We start from the raw sequence: 21924 nt of genomic DNA on the forward strand, positions 1-21924 counted from the left end.
TATAAAAAACATATTATGTAATAAAAAGATTAATTATCCCAAATTCCGGCATTAGAATCACATACCACGCAAATAAAATTGACATCTACCGTATTGGTCAAACCACAAGGTGTTGTTACTGTAAAGCGTACCACACCACTATTTCCACTCACCACACCCGCCGGATAGACAGCAGTAGCACCGCTGCCCGTAGTACCGGCAAAAGTACCGCTCAAAAACTCATACACACAAGTATAGCCTGCCGGCAATATAATATTCGGTGCCGTATTGCAATCGCCCTCTTGCTGCTGATAATCAATAGCAACATTGTCGGCGGCAGGTGATGTAATGTTAAAAGGACCAAAACTACACAATGACTGGCTGTCATTGACTGTGATGGTAGCATTTGTACCAATAGCATAAGTGTAAGTAGTAGCAGCATTGGCTGTGGTAGCAGGCAATGTGCCACTTTGTGTGCCTCCCGCCGAAGCAGCAAGCGTAACCGAAGCATCAGGACCTCCTACCGTATTAATCGTAAAAGAATAAGTACCATCATTATTGCAAGAAGGTGTGGTACTGCTCACCGACATAGACGAAATTTGGCAGACGGGCAAAGCAGCGCAAGCAGGTGTACTAATAGATTGAACAGAAGTGCCGCAAGGATAACCTGCAATACCCGAAGTCACTGTTATTTGCAGCGTTCCCGCGGCATCGCCGGGCTGTGCTGTATAAATGCCGGTAGCGGCGTTCCAGTTGGCAATGGCAGCACCACCCGTAGGCGAAGTAGCAGTTCCCAATATATCGTTGCAAGCCGCCGTAACCGTATTGCTGCAAGATGAAGCACTTTGAGTAATGTTTTGTATTGCAGGATACACCTGATACGAATGTTGAGCTACCTGTACCCACGAGTCGCCCGCCGCTATATCAAATACCCCATTGAGGTCGGTATCGCACTGCACAAAAGCATATACACTTTGTACGGCATCGGCAGCACAATTATCTGCTCCGCTATGTGTTACAACAACCGGAGTATAAACATTGGCAGTAGTGGGGTCTGTGTCATCAAACCATTGTACTGCTCCAAATAAAGTTCCGTCAGGGTCGGCAATGGTATAATCAACGCCTGCTTGCGGTAATACAGGTGTATCGCCACTGCACAGGGCTTCGGCTGCACCCACCACAAAATCGCTGAGAGGACAAGGTGCAAGTAGTTGTAAGCTCACAAATTTCCATGTACATTGCGCCCCCGCATCACCGTCCATTATTAAATAATAGCGGTCGTTGGGCATATTGTTGGGCAAGGTAATACTTAAAGCACCGGAAGTTCCCACATTGCAGCCCACCGGAATCATACCGCCCAAGCCGTTGGCAGCAGTAGCTCCACCTGTTGGAGCACAAGTTGCGCCGTTTTCACGCCAGATTCCCATTTGCAGCTGCCCACCGCCGGTATTATCACAGTCAATATCTTCTACTGTGATAGTAATAGGCTGCGGTGTGTAGTTAGTAATATCAAAATAATACCACACCATATTTTCATTGCTGTACCAATTTGTATTGCAATTGCCAATATCATCGGCAATGCCATCACCATTTACATCTGTACCATCTAAATGTGCCTGCCCCGTCCAACTGTTGTCGTCCGGCTCATTTACATCGCTGGCACTATAATTACAGCCTGTACCGGATAATTCCTGAGCATCAACACACACATCTTCCAACAAAGTTTCCTGAAATGCCAATTCCACCCAAGCTGATTGGTCGTCTTCTTCCGTAACACGCACATAATAATCCTGCCCGGGTGTAAGATTTTCAAAAATAAAAGGACCGTTATTGACATCATTAAACAACCCTTGTGAAACATCTATACAATCATTTGTAGCAGGATTATCCATTCCGGCATTTCCGTTTACAGTTTCGGCAGCTCCGGCAATACTGAGGCTGTTGCAAGCCCCTTCGTACAGATTAGCGGTGAGATTAGCTTGCGTTATAATATTATAATCGCCCCAATCATTGACAAATGTAGTAAATGAGCCACTGGTAGGAGCTACCACTTTAAAAAACACGTCGTTGCTGCCATCATAAGCGCAGGGAGTAGAAGCATCTGAGAAAGTAGATGTAGAGCCGCTTACGTTATAGCGTGTAATCGCCAACACATTATTGCAGCCATCTTGTATGGGTTGTGTAAAGGCTTCGCAAGGATTGTCGGCTGATTGTAAAACTCTGATGCAGAAATCAGCTACATCTGATGCGCCATCGCCTGCTATTCGGATAAGGTAGCTGTTGCCCACCGATATACCACTCGTAATATCTGCCAATTCATTTCCGCCATCGCCATTATCATCTACACATACCAATTCATTATCAGGAGCAGGACCAGAGCAGGAAGAACCTGCCCAAATTGTAATGCCCAAGTCGGTAGCACCACCACCAGAAACACCGGTAATTTCTACTGTAATAGCAGCAGTACTGACCGAAGTATATTTATACCATACATCGTGGTCGTTTTCAACGCATAAATTTCCCGCACCTATGCCCAAAAAACAACAACAATCGCAATCGCCGGGACCATCGGCAGTAGAGCCTATTGTAGTACCATTGACACAAGGAGCATTTGCTGTGAGCATAATTGCCCCACTGCAATTATTATTTACCTGTGCAAATGAAATAAGCGTATTCCAACAGATAATCACCGCAAGGAGTAATATTTTATTTGTCGTTTTCATCTTTAGTAGCAGGGGGTGTTTGCAGGTTAATTAATTGGCTGATAATTTCCTCTTTTTTAGCAATATTATTCTTATCCCACATATCCATTGCTTTTTGATATTGCATAATATCCCGCTCTAAATGTTTCATTCCGTAAGAAATATATTTAGGCACTTGGTATTGTTCCAACAGCAACATTTGAGCGGCATTGAGATGATGCCAAAATTTGGCGTTGCGCTTGCCCAAAGCAAATTTGGGAGTCTCGTTATAATTAAAAGTTTGCGGTTTTGTTTCGTCAATATGCCCCAACGCAAGATAAGCCTCACTCTGGGTATTAAAAGCAGATATATTAGACGTGTTGCCGTGCTGCTGTGCCGAAAGGGTTTGATGGACAGACGACATCGTTATTATCAGCAGGCATATCCATAGTTTTAAAGTTTTTCTATTCATTGTTTTTTGGTTTTTATAGAGAAAAATACACATTTTTTTAAACTGTTTTAAAAAAAATACCTTTAGAAAGTCATGACAAAGTCCTTTATTTATAAAAACAAAATAAAGGACTTTGTTGCAAGACTATTAAGGGGTAGTCCAGTTTCCGTTGTCTGTGTTGCAAGGAGGAGGAGGACAAGCTGTAATAGTAACATTCTCGGTAGAAGTTGCCTGACAACCGGGATATACCACGGTAGTTCCACTATCAGGAGAAACATTTCCATTATTGGCTCCTGTATAAGTAAGATTAATGGTTGCTGTACCTACTGCCAAGCCGGAAGGATTGAAATTAGTACCGCTTACGCCGGTTCCGCCCCAAACAGAAGCACCGATTCCGCCACCATCAACAATAAGCGCAGACAATGCCACATCAGCTTGTGTGGCACAATTATCGAAAGGTCCTAAAGCAGCTATATTCGCAGATGGATAACCGCAACGGTTGCTCTCAGTTCCTATTACCTGTTGAGTACCTGTAGCCGGATTATCATCATTGTCCTGATCCCAAGATACTTCTATTGTATATCCGTTGCCATCAAAATGCGTAAATGAGATAGAGTATGTGCCATCGCCATTATCTGTCAATAAATCACCAACTGCAATACCTGTTGGCACCACAGCTCCTGTCTGCGCACTGACAACACTTATATAAATACTCAAACCAGCACCTGCTGCGCCTGCTCCGATGTCCGCAGTTACTGTTTCTGTAAATGAACCTACTCCATTTAAAGCCGCATTATCGGCAGGCTGGTCATTATTGCAAGAGCAAGGGTCGGTAATACTAAATGTAAAGCTGGCACAGGGCAAGTACCCGGAACAGTAGCTAAGCTAGAAGCCGGACTTGCCGTAGAACCGTCTAATCCGCACAAACAACGTGTGTAAACCGTCTGAGCAGGTCCATCTTGATCGTAAGCAGGCGAAGACGCAGACCAATCCATTCCATTGTTGGTCAAAGAGTATTGAATAGACGACCCGCTTGGGCAAGGAGTGGCAGGTGCATTGATAGAGCCACCGGAAGGAGTACCTCCTACAGTAGAACAAGTGCTATTCGTAATTTCTACCATCGGTGCAGCCGAAGATAAATCGGGGCAAGCAGGACAAGCAACTGAAAAGATAATAGGATTATATACTGAGTCTGAGCAGTTAACTAAATCATCAGTGTTCACATACACACTTACACAGTCACCGGGATTAATAGCTGTAACCGTAAGTCCGGTTAAGTCGCCTGCCGTACCATAATAACTATTGATGGAGTAGTTTGTTAAAGGAACCTGCGGGTCACTACTTGTACCGGTAGCACCGGAATACACATAAAGCTCGTCATAAGTGTCTTCCACTACTCCCTGTAAAAATGTAAGGGTGATAATATCTGAAGAAGCATTCGGGCAAATATTGGTGCTAACTGCCTCTAATGTATTAGCTGTTGAATAACAATAAGGGTCAGAAGTTTCTCCGCAGGCAAGAGGTGGTGGAGCGGGGCAATTTATTTGCCAAGTATGACTGATAGCCGTGGCAGTTTCACTATCTAATAAAATCCAATAGGTGGTACCTGCCGTAAGTGGTCCGAAAGAAACTGTTGCGACTGAGTTGAGATCACCAATACAAGTCCAGCCTGTTTCGTCACAGGTACCGGCTACCTTGTAAAAATAATCAATAAAAACACCTGCGGCCGCCGTTATTTGCAAGTTATGTGTACCCGTAGTAGTGGGTGTAAACTCATAGATAGCCTCTTGTCCGGGTGTACTAAAACCACAAGAAGTAATACCATCTATAAAACAGATATAGTCCAATATTTACGAAATGGATTTTTTATTAATTTTGAACTATAAAATATTTATATATGTCTTTTCCTAAAATTATTCAAATCAAAGAAACAATCAAAGAACTTAAATCTTTACAAAGGCGTAGTATTCCACTTATTGCAAAAGAATAAATATTCTTATTGTGTTAAAAAGCAGGAGCATACGGAATTTCAAAAAGAGAAGTTTCTGATTTAACAGGAATAAATCATAACACCGTATTAAAATGGAGAAATATCTATGCAAAGAAGGCTTAGATGCGTTTTTAAACATGGAAGAATTGGTTTTAAACCTTCCATTATAAAGGACAATGAACGAGAGCAATTAGAAAATTATTGACCAACCCCAGCAATGGAATTGTAGGTTATACAGAACTACTAAACTGGGTAAATACTGAATTACACAAAGATATGAAGTATATTACTTTGGTGAAATATGTACAACGAAACTTTAATACCAAAATAAAAGTTGCCCGAAAAAAGTCATGTCAAAAAGAAGAAAAGGCAGTGGAGGCTTTTAAAAAACTTCCATCAAAAGTGTATAAACCTTTTACTTTCAGTAAGTTTCCCATACAAAACAGTGAATCTATATTTTCAAGATGAATCAAGATTTGGAATGTTTACAAGAAATGGGAAAATACTTACTTCAAAAGGAATAAAACCTATCTGTCCTTACCATCAAGTTTTTAAATCTACCTATCTTTTTGGCTCATTTTCCCCTTTGGATGGGGATAATTTCTTGATGGAAATGTCTTTATGCAATGCACAAACTTTTCAAGTTTATTTGAATGAATTATCAAAACATAGACCATCGGAATATAAAATTTTAGTCTTGGATAATGCTGCCTTTCACAAGGCTAAAAAACTAAATATTCCTGAAAATATAGGAATGATTTTTCTTCCTCCATACTCGCTTGGAACTTAATCCTGCAGAAAAGTATGGTGGAAATTTAAACGATCATTTACAAATATTTTATGCAGTTCTTTAAATCAAGTGAGTGATTTTATTACAAAAACTTGTCAAAATCTAACTTCAAATGAGGTTAAGAATATATGCAGTTTTGACTATGTTTTTCAATATTTTGATTGGACTATTTAGTACATATATTTGGTATAACGTTCCAAGCACCTGAACTGCTAAGTGAGGTGGTGGTAGAGGTGCCGCAAGTGACGGCAGTGGAGGGACAAATAGGTGGCAGAGGTGGTGGAGCGGGGCAATTTATTTGCCAAGTATGACTGATAGCCGTGGCAGTTTCACTATCTAATAAAATCCAATAGGTGGTACCTGCCGTAAGTGGTCCGAAAGAAACTGTTGCGGGTACGATGATATCACCAATACAAGTCCAGCCTGTTTCGTCACAAGTACCACCGGCTACCTTGTAAAAATAATCAATAAAAACACCTGCGGCCGCCGTTATTTGCAAGTTATGTGTACCCGTAGTAGTGGGTGTAAACTCATAGATAGCCTCTTGTCCGGGTGTAGTATAACCACAAGAAGTAACGTTCCAAGCACCTGAACCGCTAAGTGAGGTAGTAGTAGAGGTGCCGCAAGTGACGGCAGTGGAGGGACAAATAGGTGGTGGAGCGGGGCAATTTATTTGCCAAGTATGACTGATAGCGTGGCAGTTTCACTATCTAATAAAATCCAATAGGTGGTACCTGCCGTAAGTGGTCCGAAAGAAACTGTTGCGACTGAGTTGAGATCATAAATACAAGTCCAGCCTGTTTCGTCACAAGTACCACCGGCTACCTTGTAAAAATAATCAGCAAAACCACCTGAAGCAGCCGTTATTTGTAAGGTATGTGTACCCGTAGTAGTGGGTGTAAACTCATAGATAGCCTCCTGTAAGAGTGTACTAAAACCACAAGAAGTAACGTTCCAAGCACCTGAACCGCTAAGTGAGGTAGTAGTAGAGGTGCCGCAAGTGACAGTAGTGGTTGGGCAAGCTACTGAACAAGCAATCGGTGCCGTAAATAATGCCGCATCAACTCTTTCACAACCGGTACTAACCTCCAGGTAGGTTGTTACTGTAACAGGATTACCATCCGCTACTAATCCTGTCAGCGTAAAAGTCTGAGGGTTTGATGTTACGGTGAAAGATTGACCATTAATATTAATTTGATCATCACCCGTTAATCCTGTAGGATTATTTGCTAATGTCACTGTAATTTGCTGTGTATAGGTATTATCGCCAGAATTACAAGCAGACTGGGTACCTGCCGCTACATTGGTAACTTGTGTACAACCATAGGCTACAGCAGTATTTCCTGAAACATCATCATCGCCGACAGCACCGGTACCATCGGAAGTATAAGTATAGCAATAGGTTATTGGAATAGCAGGGTCATAAGAGCCTGGATCTCCCGCAGTTGTACCGGCAGTAACATTATTATCAAACTCAGGCTGACCATAGATATTGTATGACGTTGGTACTAATGCTACACAGGAACCAGTAATTTCTTGGTACAATGTGACAGAAGTAACGAATGCTGTATTTTGAAAACCAGTACTTCCATTCTCATTTATATACGAAATACAACCATCAAAGCCAATGAAATCAGGAAAGGCAGAAGCATCAAAATCCGTACATACGGTATTAGTGCCTGCTATATGCGCCTCTACTATATCTCCTGATGCGGTAGCCGCTCCTATAGCGTCCCAACAATTGCCACCGAAATTAGTTTCTGAGGTAGGAAAATCAGTTTGTACCGGATTGGTAGCACAAGCATCTACATCGCAGGTAGCACAGCTCAAGGCTACCCCCGATTCTACACCAAATACATAATCGCATACATCTCCGGCATAGCCGTCTATCATTAAATAGTAATCTTGACCTGGTGTTAAACCAGTTATACTTAAAGTTCCAGTTGAGCCGATGCCGCCGGTAGGGTTACTTGCACAAGCAACTGAAAACATACCACCACCATTACAAGGACCTTGTACTACTGCTAATTGAATACCACTAGCACAACTAGCTCCTCCTGTAATCCAATAATTAATTACTACCTCTTCGAGGGCAGCTGTAAATTTCAGCCAAGAATTATTCTCAATAGTATAAGAGCCTGCACAACCACCAAAAAAAACTCCCTCATCGTTATAAGAAGCCAATGTTGTACCACAAAATCCATTGAGATTGGTAATAGATGGGGCTGTGTAGCAAATATCTGAAGGAATAGGATTGCCTGCACCACAAGCGGGCGGTGGGGGTGGGGGGGCTACAACACTATAAGCCATTGAAACTGGCACCATAAATGAATTAGAGAGACAACCAAATTGAGTTATATACACCACATAGTTTCCGGCAGCAATGGCTGTAAAGGTAATCGCTGACCAAACTCCACAAGCATCATCATTAAAATTACCCGTAACTTGAGTTGGTACAGAAGCCGGCGCACAAGTACTTGCATCTAAAATTGTTATTCCAGGATCGTCTCCTGGGTTAGAATTGCCACAAATATCAAAAGTATATTGTGCACCTGCAACTGCCGTAAAGGAAACCGAAGAACCCTCCCCCTCTAAACCACTAACAGTTCCACTTTCGCCACCGGAAAGCGTACCCAAAGCTGCATCAACACCGCTCGTACATGCATTTAAAGCAGCATCAGGAGTACATTGTGCATAAGCAGCGGCAGATAAAAACAAAGTCAAAACTATAGTTATAATATTTTTCATAGTTTAAATTATTTTGAGGGTGAAGTAATGAGACTTTTTACGCCTTGTTTTCTTTGTAATACAGCTTCTTCCAAACTTAATCCATCTGGATACACATACACGGCAGCGTCATTTTTCATCTTTTCCTTTCTATTTGCATCTAATGCATTATACTCAGATAAGGTAAAGTATTCATTAGAAAAAATTCTTTTTGTAGGAATAGTTGTTGTTCCTACACTGTTAGGTAATGAAGTAACAGCACATCTGCTTGCTTTAGCATTAACAGGTAGCACTGTTACAACCGGATTTGCTTTTTGTTGTTTTTTTGGAGAAACAGATGTTGTTTCTACACTTTTTTTACCAGCAGTTTTTTGTTCTTTCGTGGGCAATACAACATTGGCTTTTGTTCTTTCTGCTTGCGCACTCACATTACTACTGCCCAAGGTAAGCACTATACCGCCGAGCATAAGAGAAAGTATTAACTTTTTCATTTGTTTTGAATAATTTGGTTATTTAAATAAGATTATAATATTTTTACTTTAAAAACAAATATAGTATATTTTTTATGAGTTTAATGAACATAATAAGGTTTTCTATAATGAAAAATCTTATTACGTTCATTATCAACATATTATATCTCTTTATTTGTTTGTTTTTTAGTTTCCTAATGCTCCGTTGTCAGCATTACAGCATCTTTCTACGTTTATGTCTCTCGTTGCTTGTTGTATGCAACCCGGTTCTGTCGGTGTAGTACCGCCCCTCCATTGCCGTCATCTACCCCGTATAATCTAAAGTAATACCATTAAAATAGCTATTTGGCATAGTTGTTTTACAGACTCCATTTTCACATTTGGAGTGGCTGATATTAGTAACAATATCAGCCCATATCATTACAGAATAGAAGACTTTATACACTATATTATTTATACCATTAAAACAACTATTTGGCATAGTTATTATGGTATGGTAATTATGTCATTACCCATAGAACTTATCATAAAAGAGTCAGCAGATTACCTAAAACAGCTACATAAAAAGCCAAAAGGAAGGGCGTTTCTAAAATAAAGATGTTGATGAATATCCAAAGCGGTATCCACCACAATCATCTTCTTGCCATCAAGTCAGGGGCTTCTGTGCGTTCGATAAACAGGTGGAAAGCTACTTACCAATCGCAGGGACTTGATGGATTGCTCAGGGACAATAGAGGTGGTGATTTCCGTAGCCAACTCGAGACAGCAGACAAGGAGCGGATATCGCAAAAGCTAAAAGATCCCAAGAATGGGTTGCGCACCTACAAAGAAGCACAGCAGTGGCTGAAGTCGGAGTTGGGTATTGAAAAGCAATACAATACGGTAAGGATGTATCTGAAGCGAAACTTTGGCACAAAACTCAAGGTGGGTAGAAAAGCCATATCAAAAAGGACGAAGCGGCGGTTGATACTTTTAAAAAAACTTATCAAACACGCCAGAAGGCATTAAAAATAAGGAGTTTCGTCTTTCAGGCTGCCAGTGTATAAATATTTATGTTGCTGACGAAAGCAGGGTCGGGTTATTGCCCAATATAAGACGATGCCTTACCGCAAAGGGCGTAAAACCCATCGTAGCTTACCAACATCGCTTCCAAAACTTCTATCTCTTTGGTGCCTATTCCCCCATCAACGGAGACAATCTTACCTTAGAAATGCCTTACTGTAATACGGTCTGCTTTCAAATATTTATAGATAAACTCTCCGTACAAAAGCCTGAAGAATTCAAGATAATTCTACTTGACAATGGTGCTTTTCACCACAGCCGACAATTGGTAATTCCTAAAAATATTCATCTGTTGTTTATTCCTCCTTACTCTCCCGAATTAAACCCCGCAGAGATGATATGGCGATTCATCAAGGGCAAAACTGCTAACATTATTTGCAAAGATCTGGAAGAACTCTCCGCCAAAGTCACTGATATTATCAACGATATGAGTAACGTTATCATTCAATCCATTACAGGTTGGAAACTTTTTACAAACTGTGCCTTTTAGATGTTTATTTGGTATTAGATATTTATTTGTATTATAGAGAAAAATACACACTTTTTTAAAACAGATTTAAAAAAATGTATTGATAAAAAAAGCCTACCCCAAATATTTGGGATAGGCTTTTAATATTTTAAACTAATAGGATTAATCTTTCACTACGCGTACTACTTGTTCTGCTCTTGTTCCATCGTGGATACCGATGAAGTAAACTCCTGCAGACATAGCACTCATATCTATATTCCATTGATTTACACCAACACTTGCCTGTACTTGTAAGGTCTGCAATACGCGACCGATTACATCTACAACGCGAATTTCGAGGGTGTTTTCTTGATTAGAGATATAGTCTATGAATATTTGGTCGTGTGTCGGAATAGGACCTACATTTACAATACCTTCAGCTGCTTTGTCGCGTGTGAGTGCCACGATAGTGGAAACAATTTCATTGACTCCAAAAATATCTACGGCACGCAAACGATAGTAACTGATACCAAGCGGAGCTTGTTTATCCAAGAACTGATAGCTGCTGGATACTTGTGAGTCACCAACGGCATCGATATTGCCGATAGCTTCAAAGTTGATACCATCAACTGAACGTTCTAAGATAAAGTAGTCGTTATTGGTTTCTGTTGCAGTAATCCAGTACAATTCATTACCCGGCTCTAATACTTCACCCCAGAAACGAAGCAATTCAAGGGCAGTAACCGCAGTACAAGACTCTTCAACCTCTAAAGTTTGAGAACAACCTTCTGAGTTTTCGGTAACTACAAACTGAGTAATTCCCAAAGGATAAATTTGGTCAGAAGAATAAACGGCTACACCGTTAGCATCTGCTGTTACAGTAGCTGTAGTATTACCCGGTAATGCGATGGTATAAGAAGCGTTAGCCACACCGTTGATAGTAATAGTTACTTTATAAGCAGTGTAGGCATTGTTTATTTTATCAACACATTCGGTAGTATATACAACTGTAAAGATACAAGGTGTCACCGCTTCGTACAAACCTGTGAGTAAGTTCACACTTACAGGACCACTTTGGCAGTTGTTCGGCAACATATAAGTATCCGAAACACTGCAAGAGTTACCATTATTATCCACAATTTGCACTACTGCACTACCTGCACCGGCAGGTAAGTTAGGAATAGTAATGATAGTTTGAGTACCTGTAGTGCTATAATTGTAAATACCGGAGTTTGCACCATTGAGCAATACCATAAAGCTGCCACTGGTAATATCATCTGTATTTACGACTACTTGTAAATCATAAGAAGAAGCAGAGCCAATTGTTACAGGCGACATTGTTTGGTCAATAGTCGTTTCTGCACCGCTTACAATATTTACATCATACTGACCGGCAGGTAAATTGCTGAATACATAATTACCATTATTACCGGTAGCTACTACAGATACCAAGGTATTTGTAGCCGTATTGTATAATTCTACCATAATATTGGCTGCATTGGCTTCATTCGCATCTTGTATTTGGTTTTGATTATTATCATACCAAATATGACCGCTGATAGAGCCATTTGTACCGCTGGCTTGACAATTGCCCGGTGTAGCATCTACTGTTACCAAAGGACATTCATCTCCGCCACCACTTGTGCAATTCAACACAGTTACGGTTGCCGTAGCAATAGCATCAGGACATACTTGACCCGGCAAATCAGGGTTTATTACTACATAAGTAATCATATAAACACCTGCGTTCATTCCGGCAGCATTGAATATACCTGTACTTGGGTTAAACGCTGCCGTTTGTGGGCTGATAGACCATATACCACCTGCTTGACCACCTGTAAGTGTAATTACACCTGAAGTTGGCAAGTCCGGTGTGCCATCGGCAAGATTACAAAGCACTAAGTCATTCAAATCACCTGCTACTACGTTTGCACATTCTTGTCCGCAATCCAATACATTTACAAAAGCGTGATAACCCTCTTGACAAGGAACCGGAGTATCATAGCTTACGCCATAAGTAGTTCCGGCTACACCATTATAAATAATACCGGTTACAGGATCAATATAAGCTCCGTCATTAACAGCAGGATCTAACCAATAAATACCGCCTTCTTCAAATCCGAAACCAACAGGAGCCGGTGCCGGTGTACCTGCGCAATAATCAGGAATATCAAAATACAAAGGACCATCATTTTCATTTACAGTAATAGTAAATTCACCTTCTGAAACACAACCATTTGCAGCCGTTACGCTTACAGTATAAGTAGTGGTTTCAGTGGGTTGAACTGCGATGGAACTAGTAGTTTCACCAGTACTCCAAACGATTTCAGCATCTTGCGCTGCATCTACACTCAAAGTAACTGTTTCACCTTCGCAAATTTCAGATATACCGTCAATAACAGCTGCTGGTGCAGTAAGATCTTGTGTTACTGTCACTGCATCTGTTGAAGAACAACCATTAGTTGGGTTTGTCACCGTTAAAGTATATGTACCCGCTACACTTACGCTCGGGTTTTGAGCCGCAGATGTAAAGCCGTTAGGACCTGTCCAGCTATAAGTAACACCTATAGTAGAAGAACTTCCGCTTAATGTCACCGTAGCATTGGTACAAGTAATTTGAGCATTTACATCAGCAACTGCGCCCGGCTGTGCCAACGATGCTTGTACCTGTACGGCATCTGTATCGCTACAACCATTCGCATTCGTCACTGTTACAGCATAAGTTCCCGCCGCATTTACAAGAGGTGTTGCTGTATTTGCACCGCTCACAATATTACCACCATTGCTTGCTACCCAACTATAAGAAGTAACAGCAGCAGAAGGCGTTGCCGTTAATTGTACGGTTGTTTGCGAGCAAGTAATAGTAGCTGCTACTGTGGCATCTACTGTCAATAAAGCAGGTTCAGTAACTGTAATGTTGAAATCAGCAGATTCACAACCATTAGCATCTTGAACCGTTACAACGTGGTTAGCAGCTTCTACACCAAAGAATTGGTTAGATAATTGATAAGTACCACCATCTAAACTATATTGATAAGGTGCTGTGCCACCACTTGCACTCGCAGTGATCGTAGTAGTTCCGCCATAGCAAGCGATAGTACCGGAAATAGCAGAAGCTGTTACACCGCTTGGCTGTGTAATTGTACCGCTTATCGTTGATGTACATCCGTTGGCATCGGTGACTGTATAGCTGTATGCACCTGCACTTACTGTAAATGTGCCTGTGCCACTGTACGGTGCTGTACCGCCTGTTGCACTCACTGTTACTGTTGTTGTGCCGCCATTACAATCTACACTACCTTCAACCGCAGATGCTACCAAGGCACTTGGCTGTGTAATTGTACCGCTTACCGTTGATGTACAACCGTTGGCATCGGTGACTGTATAGCTGTATGCGCCTGCACTTACTGTAAATGTGCCTGTGCCACTGTACGGTGCTGTACCGCCTGTTGCACTCACTGTTACTGTTGTTGTGCCGCCATTACAATCTACACTACCTTCAACCGCAGATGCTACTAAGGCACTTGGTTCTGTAATTATTATATCATCTGTAGCTAAACAGCCATTTACATCGCGTACTTCAACCGTATAAGTTCCTGCACTTATATTGGCAAAACTATTAGATGATTGGAAAGTACCACCATCCAAGCTGTATTCATAACTACCTGTTCCTCCACTCGCTACTACCACAATTGTAGTAGTGCCGCCATTACAAGAAACCGCTGCTGCTGAAGCAGATGCAATTAACTGTATGGGTTCTGTAATATCAACAGTAGCATTAGTTGTACATCCATTTTCATCAGTTACTACAATACTATGAGTTCCCGCTGTAATACCACTGAATATGCCATTACCTGAAACACCGTCAAGTGTAATAGATAAAGTTCCTGTTCCACCACTTACACTTACTGTAACGGTAGTAGAACCACCATAACAAGCAATTGGCATTACATCGGAAATAATATTCAAAGCAGAAGGTTCTGTAATATTAATAGTTTGAGATGCTGTACATCCTTGCCCATCTTGTACTTGAATAGTGTGAGTTCCGGCAACAACATTAGAGAAAACAAAGCTACCGACAACGCCATCTAAATAGTAAGCATAGCTACCGTCTCCACCTGTAGCAGCAATGCTAACAATACTGAAACCACCATTGCAAGCAATAGGGCTAAATACTACATCAACAGCCAAATCGCTATTTTGAGTAATATTTACAGTAATTTGATCAGAACAGCTATTAGCATCTACTACTTCTACAAGGTGTGTACCAGCTGTTATATCAGCAAATATGCCCGTAGTGTTGGAGGTGGTACCGTCTAATGTATAGGTCAAAACACCTGTGCCGCCTGTCGCACTCGCTGTAATCGTGCTGGTGCCACCATTACAACTTACTGCTGTCGCACTTGCTGACAAGCTCAATAACGCAGGTTCGGTCACTACCACTGCGCCTACTACATAAGTACAACCATTGCTATCACGTACTACTACATCATAGCTGCCCGCACCTACACTGAAACTGCTGTTCGTGCTGTAAATGCCGCCATTGTTGATGGAGTATTCCAAACTGCCACTGCCACCACTCGCCGATACATTCAACAAGGTCGTGCCACCATTACACAATATCGTGCCGGTGTTCGCACGCGCTGACAAAGCAGATGGTTCTGTGATGTCCAACAAAATATCTGTGTAGCATCCGTTTGCATCGCTCACCCGTATCTGATGACTGCCTGCACTCACATTCATAAATATTGAACTGCTTTGTGGTGCGCCGCCATCTAAACTGTAACTCAACGGACTAGTACCTCCGCTGGCACTTACGGTAATTGTCGTAGTCGCGCCGTTACACAAAATAACCCCTGATACTGCACTCGCTATTATTGCCGTAGGTTCGCTCACCAATACCACAATGTCGTCGCTGCAAGCATTCGCATCTACTACTTCTACCGTGTGCGTACCCAAACTCACTCCACTGAATATGCCCGTAGTATTGGAGGTGGTGCCATCTAAGGTATAGGTCAATACACCCGTGCCGCCTGTAGCACTCGCTGTAATCGTGCTCAAGCCGCCGTTACAACTTACTGCTGTCGCACTCGCTGACAAGCTCAATGCCGCAGGTTCGGTCACTACCACTGCTCCTACTACATAAGTACAACCATTATCATCACGTACTACTACATCATAGCTGCCCGCACCTACACTGAAACTGCTGTTCGTGCTGTAAATGCCGCCATTGTTGATGGAGTATTCCAAACTGCCACTGCCACCACTCGCCGATACATTCAACAAGGTCGTGCCACCATTACACAATATCGTGCCGGTGTTCGCACTCGCTGACAAAGCAGATGGTTCTGTGATGTCCAACAAAATATCTGTGTAGCATCCGTTTGCATCGCTCACGCGTATCTCATGGCTGCCTGCACTTACATTCATAAATATTGAACTGCTTTGTGATGCGCCGCCATCTAAACTGTAACTCAAAGGACTGGTGCCGCCGCTTGCACTTACTGTAATTGTCGTAGTGCCACCGTTACACAAAATATCGCCCGATACTGCACTCGCTATTATTGCTGTAGGTTCGCTCACCAATACCGTAGTTTCGTCGCTGCAAGTATTCGCATCTACTACTTCTACCGTGTGCGTACCCAAACTCACTCCACTGAATATGCCCGTAGTATTGGAGGTGGTGCCATCTAAGGTATAGGTCAATACACCCGTGCCGCCTGTAGCACTCGCTGTAATCGTGCTCAAGCCGCCGTTACAACTTACTGCTGTCGCACTCGCTGACAAGCTCAATGCCGCAGGTTCGGTCACTACCACTGCTCCTACTACATAAGTACAACCATTATCATCACGTACTACTACATCATAGCTGCCCGCACCTACACTGAAACTGCTGTTCGTGCTGTAAATGCCGCCATTGTTGATGGAGTATTCCAAACTGCCACTGCCACCACTCGCCGATACATTCAACAAGGTCGTGCCACCATTACACAATATCGTGCCTGGTGTTCGCACTCGCTGTCAAAGCAGATGGTTCTGTGATGTCCAACAAAATATCTGTGTAGCATCCGTTTGCATCGCTCACCCGTATCTGATGACTGCCTGCGCTTACATTCATAAATATTGAACTGCTTTGTGATGCGCCGCCATCTAAACTGTAACTCAACGGACTAGTACCTCCGCTGGCACTTACGGTAATTGTCGTAGTCGCGCCGTTGCACAAAATATCGCCCGATACTGCACTCGCTACTATTGCCGTAGGTTCGCTCACCAATACCGTAGTTTCGTCGCTGCAAGCATTTCCATCTACTACTTCTACCGTGTGTGTACCCAGACTCACTCCGCTGAATATGCCCGTAGTGTTGGAGGTGGTGCCATCTAAGGTATAGGTCAATACACCTGTGCCGCCTGTCGCACTCGCTGTAATCGTGCTGGTGCCACCATTACAACTTACTGCTGTCGCACTTGCTGACAAGCTCAATAACGCAGGTTCGGTCACTACCACTGCTCCTACTACATAAGTACAACCATTATCATCACGTACTACTACATCATAGCTGCCTGCACCTACACTGAAACTGCTGTTCGTGCTGTAAATGCCGCCATTGTCTATGGAGTATTCCAAACTGCCACTGCCGCCACTTGCCGATACATTCAACAAGGTCGTGCCGCCATTACACAATATCGTGCCGGTGCTCGCACTCGCTGTCAAAGCAGATGGTTCTGTGATGTCCAACAATATATCTACATAGCATCCGTTTGCATCGCTCACGCGTATCTGATGACTGCCAGCACTTACATTCATAAATATTGAACTGCTTTGTGATGCGCCGCCATCTAAACTGTAACTCAAAGGACTGGTGCCGCCGCTTGCACTTACTGTAATTGTCGTAGTGCCACCGTTACACAAAATATCGCCCGATACTGCACTCGCTACTATTGCCGTAGGTTCGCTCACCAATACAGTAGTTTCGTCGCTGCAAGCATTTCCATCTACTACTTCTACCGTGTGTGTACCCAGACTCACTCCACTAAATATGCCCGTAGTATTGGAGGTGGTACCATCTAATGTATAGGTCAATACACCTGTGCCGCCTGTCGCACTCGCTGTAATCGTGCTCATGCCACCATTACAACTTACTGCTGTCGCACTCGCTGACAAGCTCAATAACGCAGGTTCGGTCACTACCACTGCGCCTACTACATAAGTACAACCATTATCATCACGTACTACTACATCATAGCTGCCCGCACCTACACTGAAACTGCTGTTCGTGCTGTAAATGCCGCCATTGTTGATGGAGTATTCCAAACTGCCACTGCCACCACTCGCCGATACATTCAACAAGGTCGTGCCACCATTACACAATATCGTGCCGGTGTTCGCACTCGCTGACAAAGCAGATGGTTCTGTGATGTCCAACAAGATATCTGTGTAGCATCCGTTTGCATCGCTCACGCGTATCTGATGACTGCCAGCACTTACATTCATAAATATTGAACTGCTTTGTGATGCGCCGCCATCTAAACTGTAACTCAAAGGACTAGTGCCACCGCTTGCACTTACTGTAATTGTCGTAGTCGCGCCGTTGCACAAAATATCGCCCGATACTGCACTCGCTACTATTGCCGTAGGTTCATTAATAGTAATAGATACATCTTGTGTACAACCATTACTATCTGTTACAACAATACTGTGAGAACCACCACTTACATTACTGAAAATGTTAGTAGCCTGTGCTATACCGCCATCTAAAGCATAAGACAAAGAACCTGTACCACCCGAAGCTGTCACAGTAATAGTGGAAGTGCCTCCATTACATGTAATCGGAGTAGCATTTGCACTTGCTGTAACATCAGCAGGTATTACAATATCAATAGGACCTACATTAACAGTACAGCCATTGTCATCAGTAACAGTAATGCTATAAGTACCTGCTGTTAAGTTATTAAATACATAAGAATTAGCCACTACTGGCACCAAGGCATTTAATTGAATAGTATAAGGAGCTGTGCCACCTACTGCTACCACTACGATAGAGCCGGTTTGTCCTGCACAAAGTGGGCTGAGGGCATCAGCATCAACTATTAAAGCAGTTGGCTCACCAATGGTTACATTTGCCTGATAAGTACATTTTGTAATAATATCCATTACATCAATGGTATAATTACCTGCACCTAATCCACTAAATATACCGGTAGTATTACTGGTAGCTCCAAGCATATAAGCAAATGAACCACTACCTCCATTGCCTGTTTCAGTGATTGTACCATCTGTAGCTCCATTACAAGTTACATCTGTGCTACTTGCACTAACAGTAGCCCCTGTAGGATCGGCTACGTTGTAAGGTAAATCTACAGTACAACCCAAAGCATCTTGGATAGTAACAGTACCACTACCTGCCGGTAAATTACTGAATGAAGCACTTACCTGATAAGTAGAGCCGCCGTCAATAGAATATTGATAACTTCCATTTCCACCACTTACATTAGTAACAGTTATACTTCCTGTATTCGCTCCACATTCTGTCGGAGTAGAAGTAACTGTAGCCACCATTGGCGTACTTACCGTAATTACTACTTGATCTGTCACCAAAGGACAAGGTCCGACAGGATCGTTGGTAGTCAATTCTAATGTAATTGTACCAGAACCACTGAAGTTCATCAACAAAATAGAAGCAGGATCAGTGGTAGGTAAAGAACTGGATAACATTGCACTTGCTGTACCGGTTGTAGATACAATCTGCCAATAAGCAGTAGTTGCACCACCTCCGATAGAAGCACCAGTTAAATAAACAAAATCTTGTTCATAACATACTGTTGCATCGCCACCTGCATTTACAATTGCTTGTGGGTACACTGTATAAGTAACAGTTGCGGTTGCAGAGCAACTTTGCGCTGTGCTGTAAGTATAGTTAAATACTTGACCATTTGCTACAAGCACACTTGTTGGGTCTGCTATAGCAATGGCACCAATAGACCAAACTCCACCGGCAGCACCAATAGCACCTTCCAATGTAGTCAAATCAACGGTAGCTTCCAAAGTATTCACCACATCTTCACATACTTCAGGATTCAAATCAGCAAGTACCGGATTATTGGTGATATTCACTGTTGAATAATCAGCTTCTAAACACAAACTACCATCTGCCAAGGTAATATCGTTGATATTATTTGACAATGGAATAGATAAACCACCGTGTGTATTATTATAAGCAACAATATACACTCTGTAAGGAGATACGGCAGTTGTCAAACTACTATAATCAAAAGCAGGAGTATGAGTAGTAGATGTAATGGCAACAGGAGAGTTGCTATCTACTTGAATAATATTACCTGCTGCATCTGTCAAGAAGAATGCTAAACTGTAATCGGCTGTTGGTGTAGGTTGAGGTCCGAAAATTCCACCATAAGCAGATATGACATAAGCTAAAGAAGGATTAGAACCTTCGCAAAGAGTTTGATCTGGAATATCGGTAACATTGGCAGTACAACAAACACCTATATTATAAGTAACTGTTGCTGTATCAGCACAATTATTAGTATTTGTATAGATATAAGTATATACATCTCCATCTGCAACTGATACAGCAGTAGGATCAGCAACAGATATAAATCCTGCTGAATACCAAACTCCGCCTGATGCTCCCATTGCTGTTTCCTGTGTAGTCAAATCTACAACAGATGTCGTTCCAAAATCAGTATCAGGGCACAAATCTACTACTTGATCCGTCAATACAGGATTTGCATAGATGGTTAAAGTAGAGTAATCTGCTTCCAAACACAAATCACCATCAGCTAATGTCAAGCTATTTACATTAGTAGCTGCACTCAATCCACCGTGTGTATTGTTATATACCACGATATAAACACGATAAGGACTTGAAGCTGCCGCTAATGCGGAGTAGTCAAAATCAGGTGTATGGCTGGTTAATGCAGAACTAAACGCAACTGGTGATAATCCATCTGTTTGGAGGATATTACCCGCAGGGTCTGTTAAATAGAATATATAGCTGTAATCTGACTCAGGTGTAGGAGCAGGTCCAAAAATTCCGCCAAATGGTGAAATGATATATGCCAAAGCAGGGTCATTTCCTTCACAAATTGCTTGATCAGGAATATCTGTTACATTAGCCTCACAGCAGGATATAACAGTATAACAAATTCTATCTGATAAGAAATTACTGTTATAGCAGCCCACCATTGTTGTACCTATGTTATCAACATCATCACCAACATTAATAGTAAGCGGTGATGGAGGATTCGTTGTATCATAGCTCAACGCATATATATTATAGGTAGAACCCGTTAATAAACTCGTTGTACTGAAAGTATAAGTTCCGGTTGCAACTACATCACCCGAAGTTTGTTGAACGATACCATTCGCATCAGTTAATAACAATACCAATGCAAAGCCCGGATCTGTAGAATATCCCGTTTTAGTAATCACCAAATCCGTTCCTGAACAAATATCTGTAGGTGTACAATCACAAACATTCACTACAATATCCACTTGTGTGGCTGCGCTTTCGCAACCCGCAACTGTTTGTGTAACATATACTGTTTCTGTACCCACTGTACCTGATGGTGTCCACGCTGCATCACTATCTACTACTGTCATCAGTGCTGCATCGCTATACCAAGTGAATGTAGCTCCCACCGCACCTGTAGCTGTAACATCAGCGATCACATCACCTGAACAATAGGTAGCTCCTGAAGCTATCGGTGCTGCCGGTGCATTCGGATCTATTAAACTTATACTTGCCACCACATTTGATAAACAAGTAGTTGCATCGTCTATTACAGAAATATTTGTGTATGTACCCGATACCAAGCCCGTAATTACTATTTCTCCTGAAGCATCTGCGTTAGCGGATATTCCAGAAGCAGGTGTTCCTACACTGCCTGTATAACTAACAGTATATGAATCGCCCGCCGTTAAACCAGAAATAGTGATGTAACCATCATTTCCTGAACAAACCGTTGGGCTTGTACCCACAGCAGCAATTGCAGGCAAACTACCGTCTGTCCATACCCCACCTACATAACCTACCGGCTCCAATACAGTCAAATCTACTGTCGTAACATCTGCACATATCGTCTGGTCGGCTATCGTTACCACAGGTAACGCATTTATCGTATAGGCAACTACTGCTGTATCCACACAACTGGTAGTCGCATCGGTGTACGTATAAGTAAATGGTCCTATCGTAGGATCCGCTGCCGTAGCATCTGCTAACAACAACGAACTACCGTCTGTCCATACCCCACCTACATAACCTACCGGCTCCAATGCCGTCAAATCTACTGTCGTAACATCTGCACA

12 protein-coding genes are annotated in these 21924 nt (G+C 42.3%); 3 read left to right on the plus strand and 9 right to left on the minus strand.

Going from position 1 to position 21924, the window contains the following annotated elements; all coding sequences use genetic code 11:
• Positions 1 to 29: 29 nt before the first annotated feature.
• The 4 genes from IPL35_16895 to IPL35_16910 all read right to left on the minus strand — a co-directional run bounded on the left by IPL35_16895 (position 30) and on the right by IPL35_16910 (position 4958).
• Positions 30 to 2702, minus strand: a complete 2673-nt coding sequence (locus IPL35_16895; GenBank protein MBK8444968.1) for a hypothetical protein — start codon at positions 2700 to 2702, stop codon at positions 30 to 32.
• Complete coding sequence (locus IPL35_16900) at positions 2686 to 3132, minus strand: hypothetical protein (protein ID MBK8444969.1); 447 nt, start codon at positions 3130 to 3132, stop codon at positions 2686 to 2688. The genes IPL35_16895 and IPL35_16900 overlap by 17 nt, the downstream gene beginning before the upstream one ends.
• 126 nt (positions 3133 to 3258) lie before the next feature.
• Positions 3259 to 3975: a hypothetical protein gene (locus IPL35_16905; protein ID MBK8444970.1), complete on the minus strand. Its 717-nt coding sequence runs from the start codon at positions 3973 to 3975 to the stop codon at positions 3259 to 3261.
• Positions 3894 to 4958, minus strand: a complete 1065-nt coding sequence (locus IPL35_16910; GenBank protein ID MBK8444971.1) for a hypothetical protein — start codon at positions 4956 to 4958, stop codon at positions 3894 to 3896. Before IPL35_16910 ends, IPL35_16905 begins: the two co-directional genes overlap by 82 nt.
• Before the next feature lie 477 nt (positions 4959 to 5435).
• On the opposite strand from IPL35_16910, the gene IPL35_16915 reads away from it, so the two are divergent.
• Positions 5436 to 5891, plus strand: a complete 456-nt coding sequence (locus IPL35_16915; protein ID MBK8444972.1) for a transposase — start codon at positions 5436 to 5438, stop codon at positions 5889 to 5891.
• Positions 5892 to 6057: 166 nt separating this feature from the next.
• Here the strand turns inward: IPL35_16915 and IPL35_16920 are convergent, their stop codons facing one another.
• The 3 genes from IPL35_16920 to IPL35_16930 all read right to left on the minus strand — a co-directional run bounded on the left by IPL35_16920 (position 6058) and on the right by IPL35_16930 (position 9109).
• The gene (locus IPL35_16920) at positions 6058 to 6390 is read right to left on the minus strand and encodes a hypothetical protein (protein MBK8444973.1); all 333 of its coding nucleotides are present in this window, start codon (positions 6388 to 6390) and stop codon (positions 6058 to 6060) included.
• Between the two features lie 170 nt (positions 6391 to 6560).
• Positions 6561 to 8639 carry a hypothetical protein gene (locus IPL35_16925; protein MBK8444974.1) on the minus strand — a complete coding sequence of 693 codons (2079 nt, stop codon included), beginning with the start codon at positions 8637 to 8639 and terminating at the stop codon, positions 6561 to 6563.
• Positions 8640 to 8647: 8 nt separating this feature from the next.
• The gene (locus IPL35_16930; protein MBK8444975.1) at positions 8648 to 9109 is read right to left on the minus strand and encodes a hypothetical protein; all 462 of its coding nucleotides are present in this window, start codon (positions 9107 to 9109) and stop codon (positions 8648 to 8650) included.
• A 576-nt stretch (positions 9110 to 9685) separates the two neighbouring features.
• On the opposite strand from IPL35_16930, the gene IPL35_16935 reads away from it, so the two are divergent.
• Both IPL35_16935 and IPL35_16940 read left to right on the plus strand, forming a co-directional pair.
• Positions 9686 to 10096, plus strand: coding sequence for a hypothetical protein (locus tag IPL35_16935; protein MBK8444976.1), 411 nt, complete (start codon positions 9686 to 9688; stop codon positions 10094 to 10096).
• Positions 10097 to 10169: 73 nt separating this feature from the next.
• Positions 10170 to 10640 (plus strand): IS630 family transposase, encoded by a 471-nt coding sequence (locus IPL35_16940; protein MBK8444977.1) that lies wholly within the window; start codon positions 10170 to 10172, stop codon positions 10638 to 10640.
• 141 nt (positions 10641 to 10781) lie between these two features.
• On the opposite strand, the gene IPL35_16945 is transcribed toward IPL35_16940, so the two are convergent.
• Entirely contained in the window at positions 10782 to 16613 is a 5832-nt protein-coding gene (locus IPL35_16945; GenBank protein MBK8444978.1) for a T9SS type A sorting domain-containing protein, read from the minus strand.
• Positions 16585 to 21900, minus strand: coding sequence for a hypothetical protein (locus tag IPL35_16950; protein ID MBK8444979.1), 5316 nt, complete (start codon positions 21898 to 21900; stop codon positions 16585 to 16587). The genes IPL35_16945 and IPL35_16950 overlap by 29 nt, the downstream gene beginning before the upstream one ends.
• Positions 21901 to 21924 lie beyond the last annotated feature (24 nt).

The sequence above is a fragment of the Sphingobacteriales bacterium genome (assembly GCA_016711285.1).
Lineage (GTDB): Bacteria > Bacteroidota > Bacteroidia > Chitinophagales > UBA2359 > JADJTG01.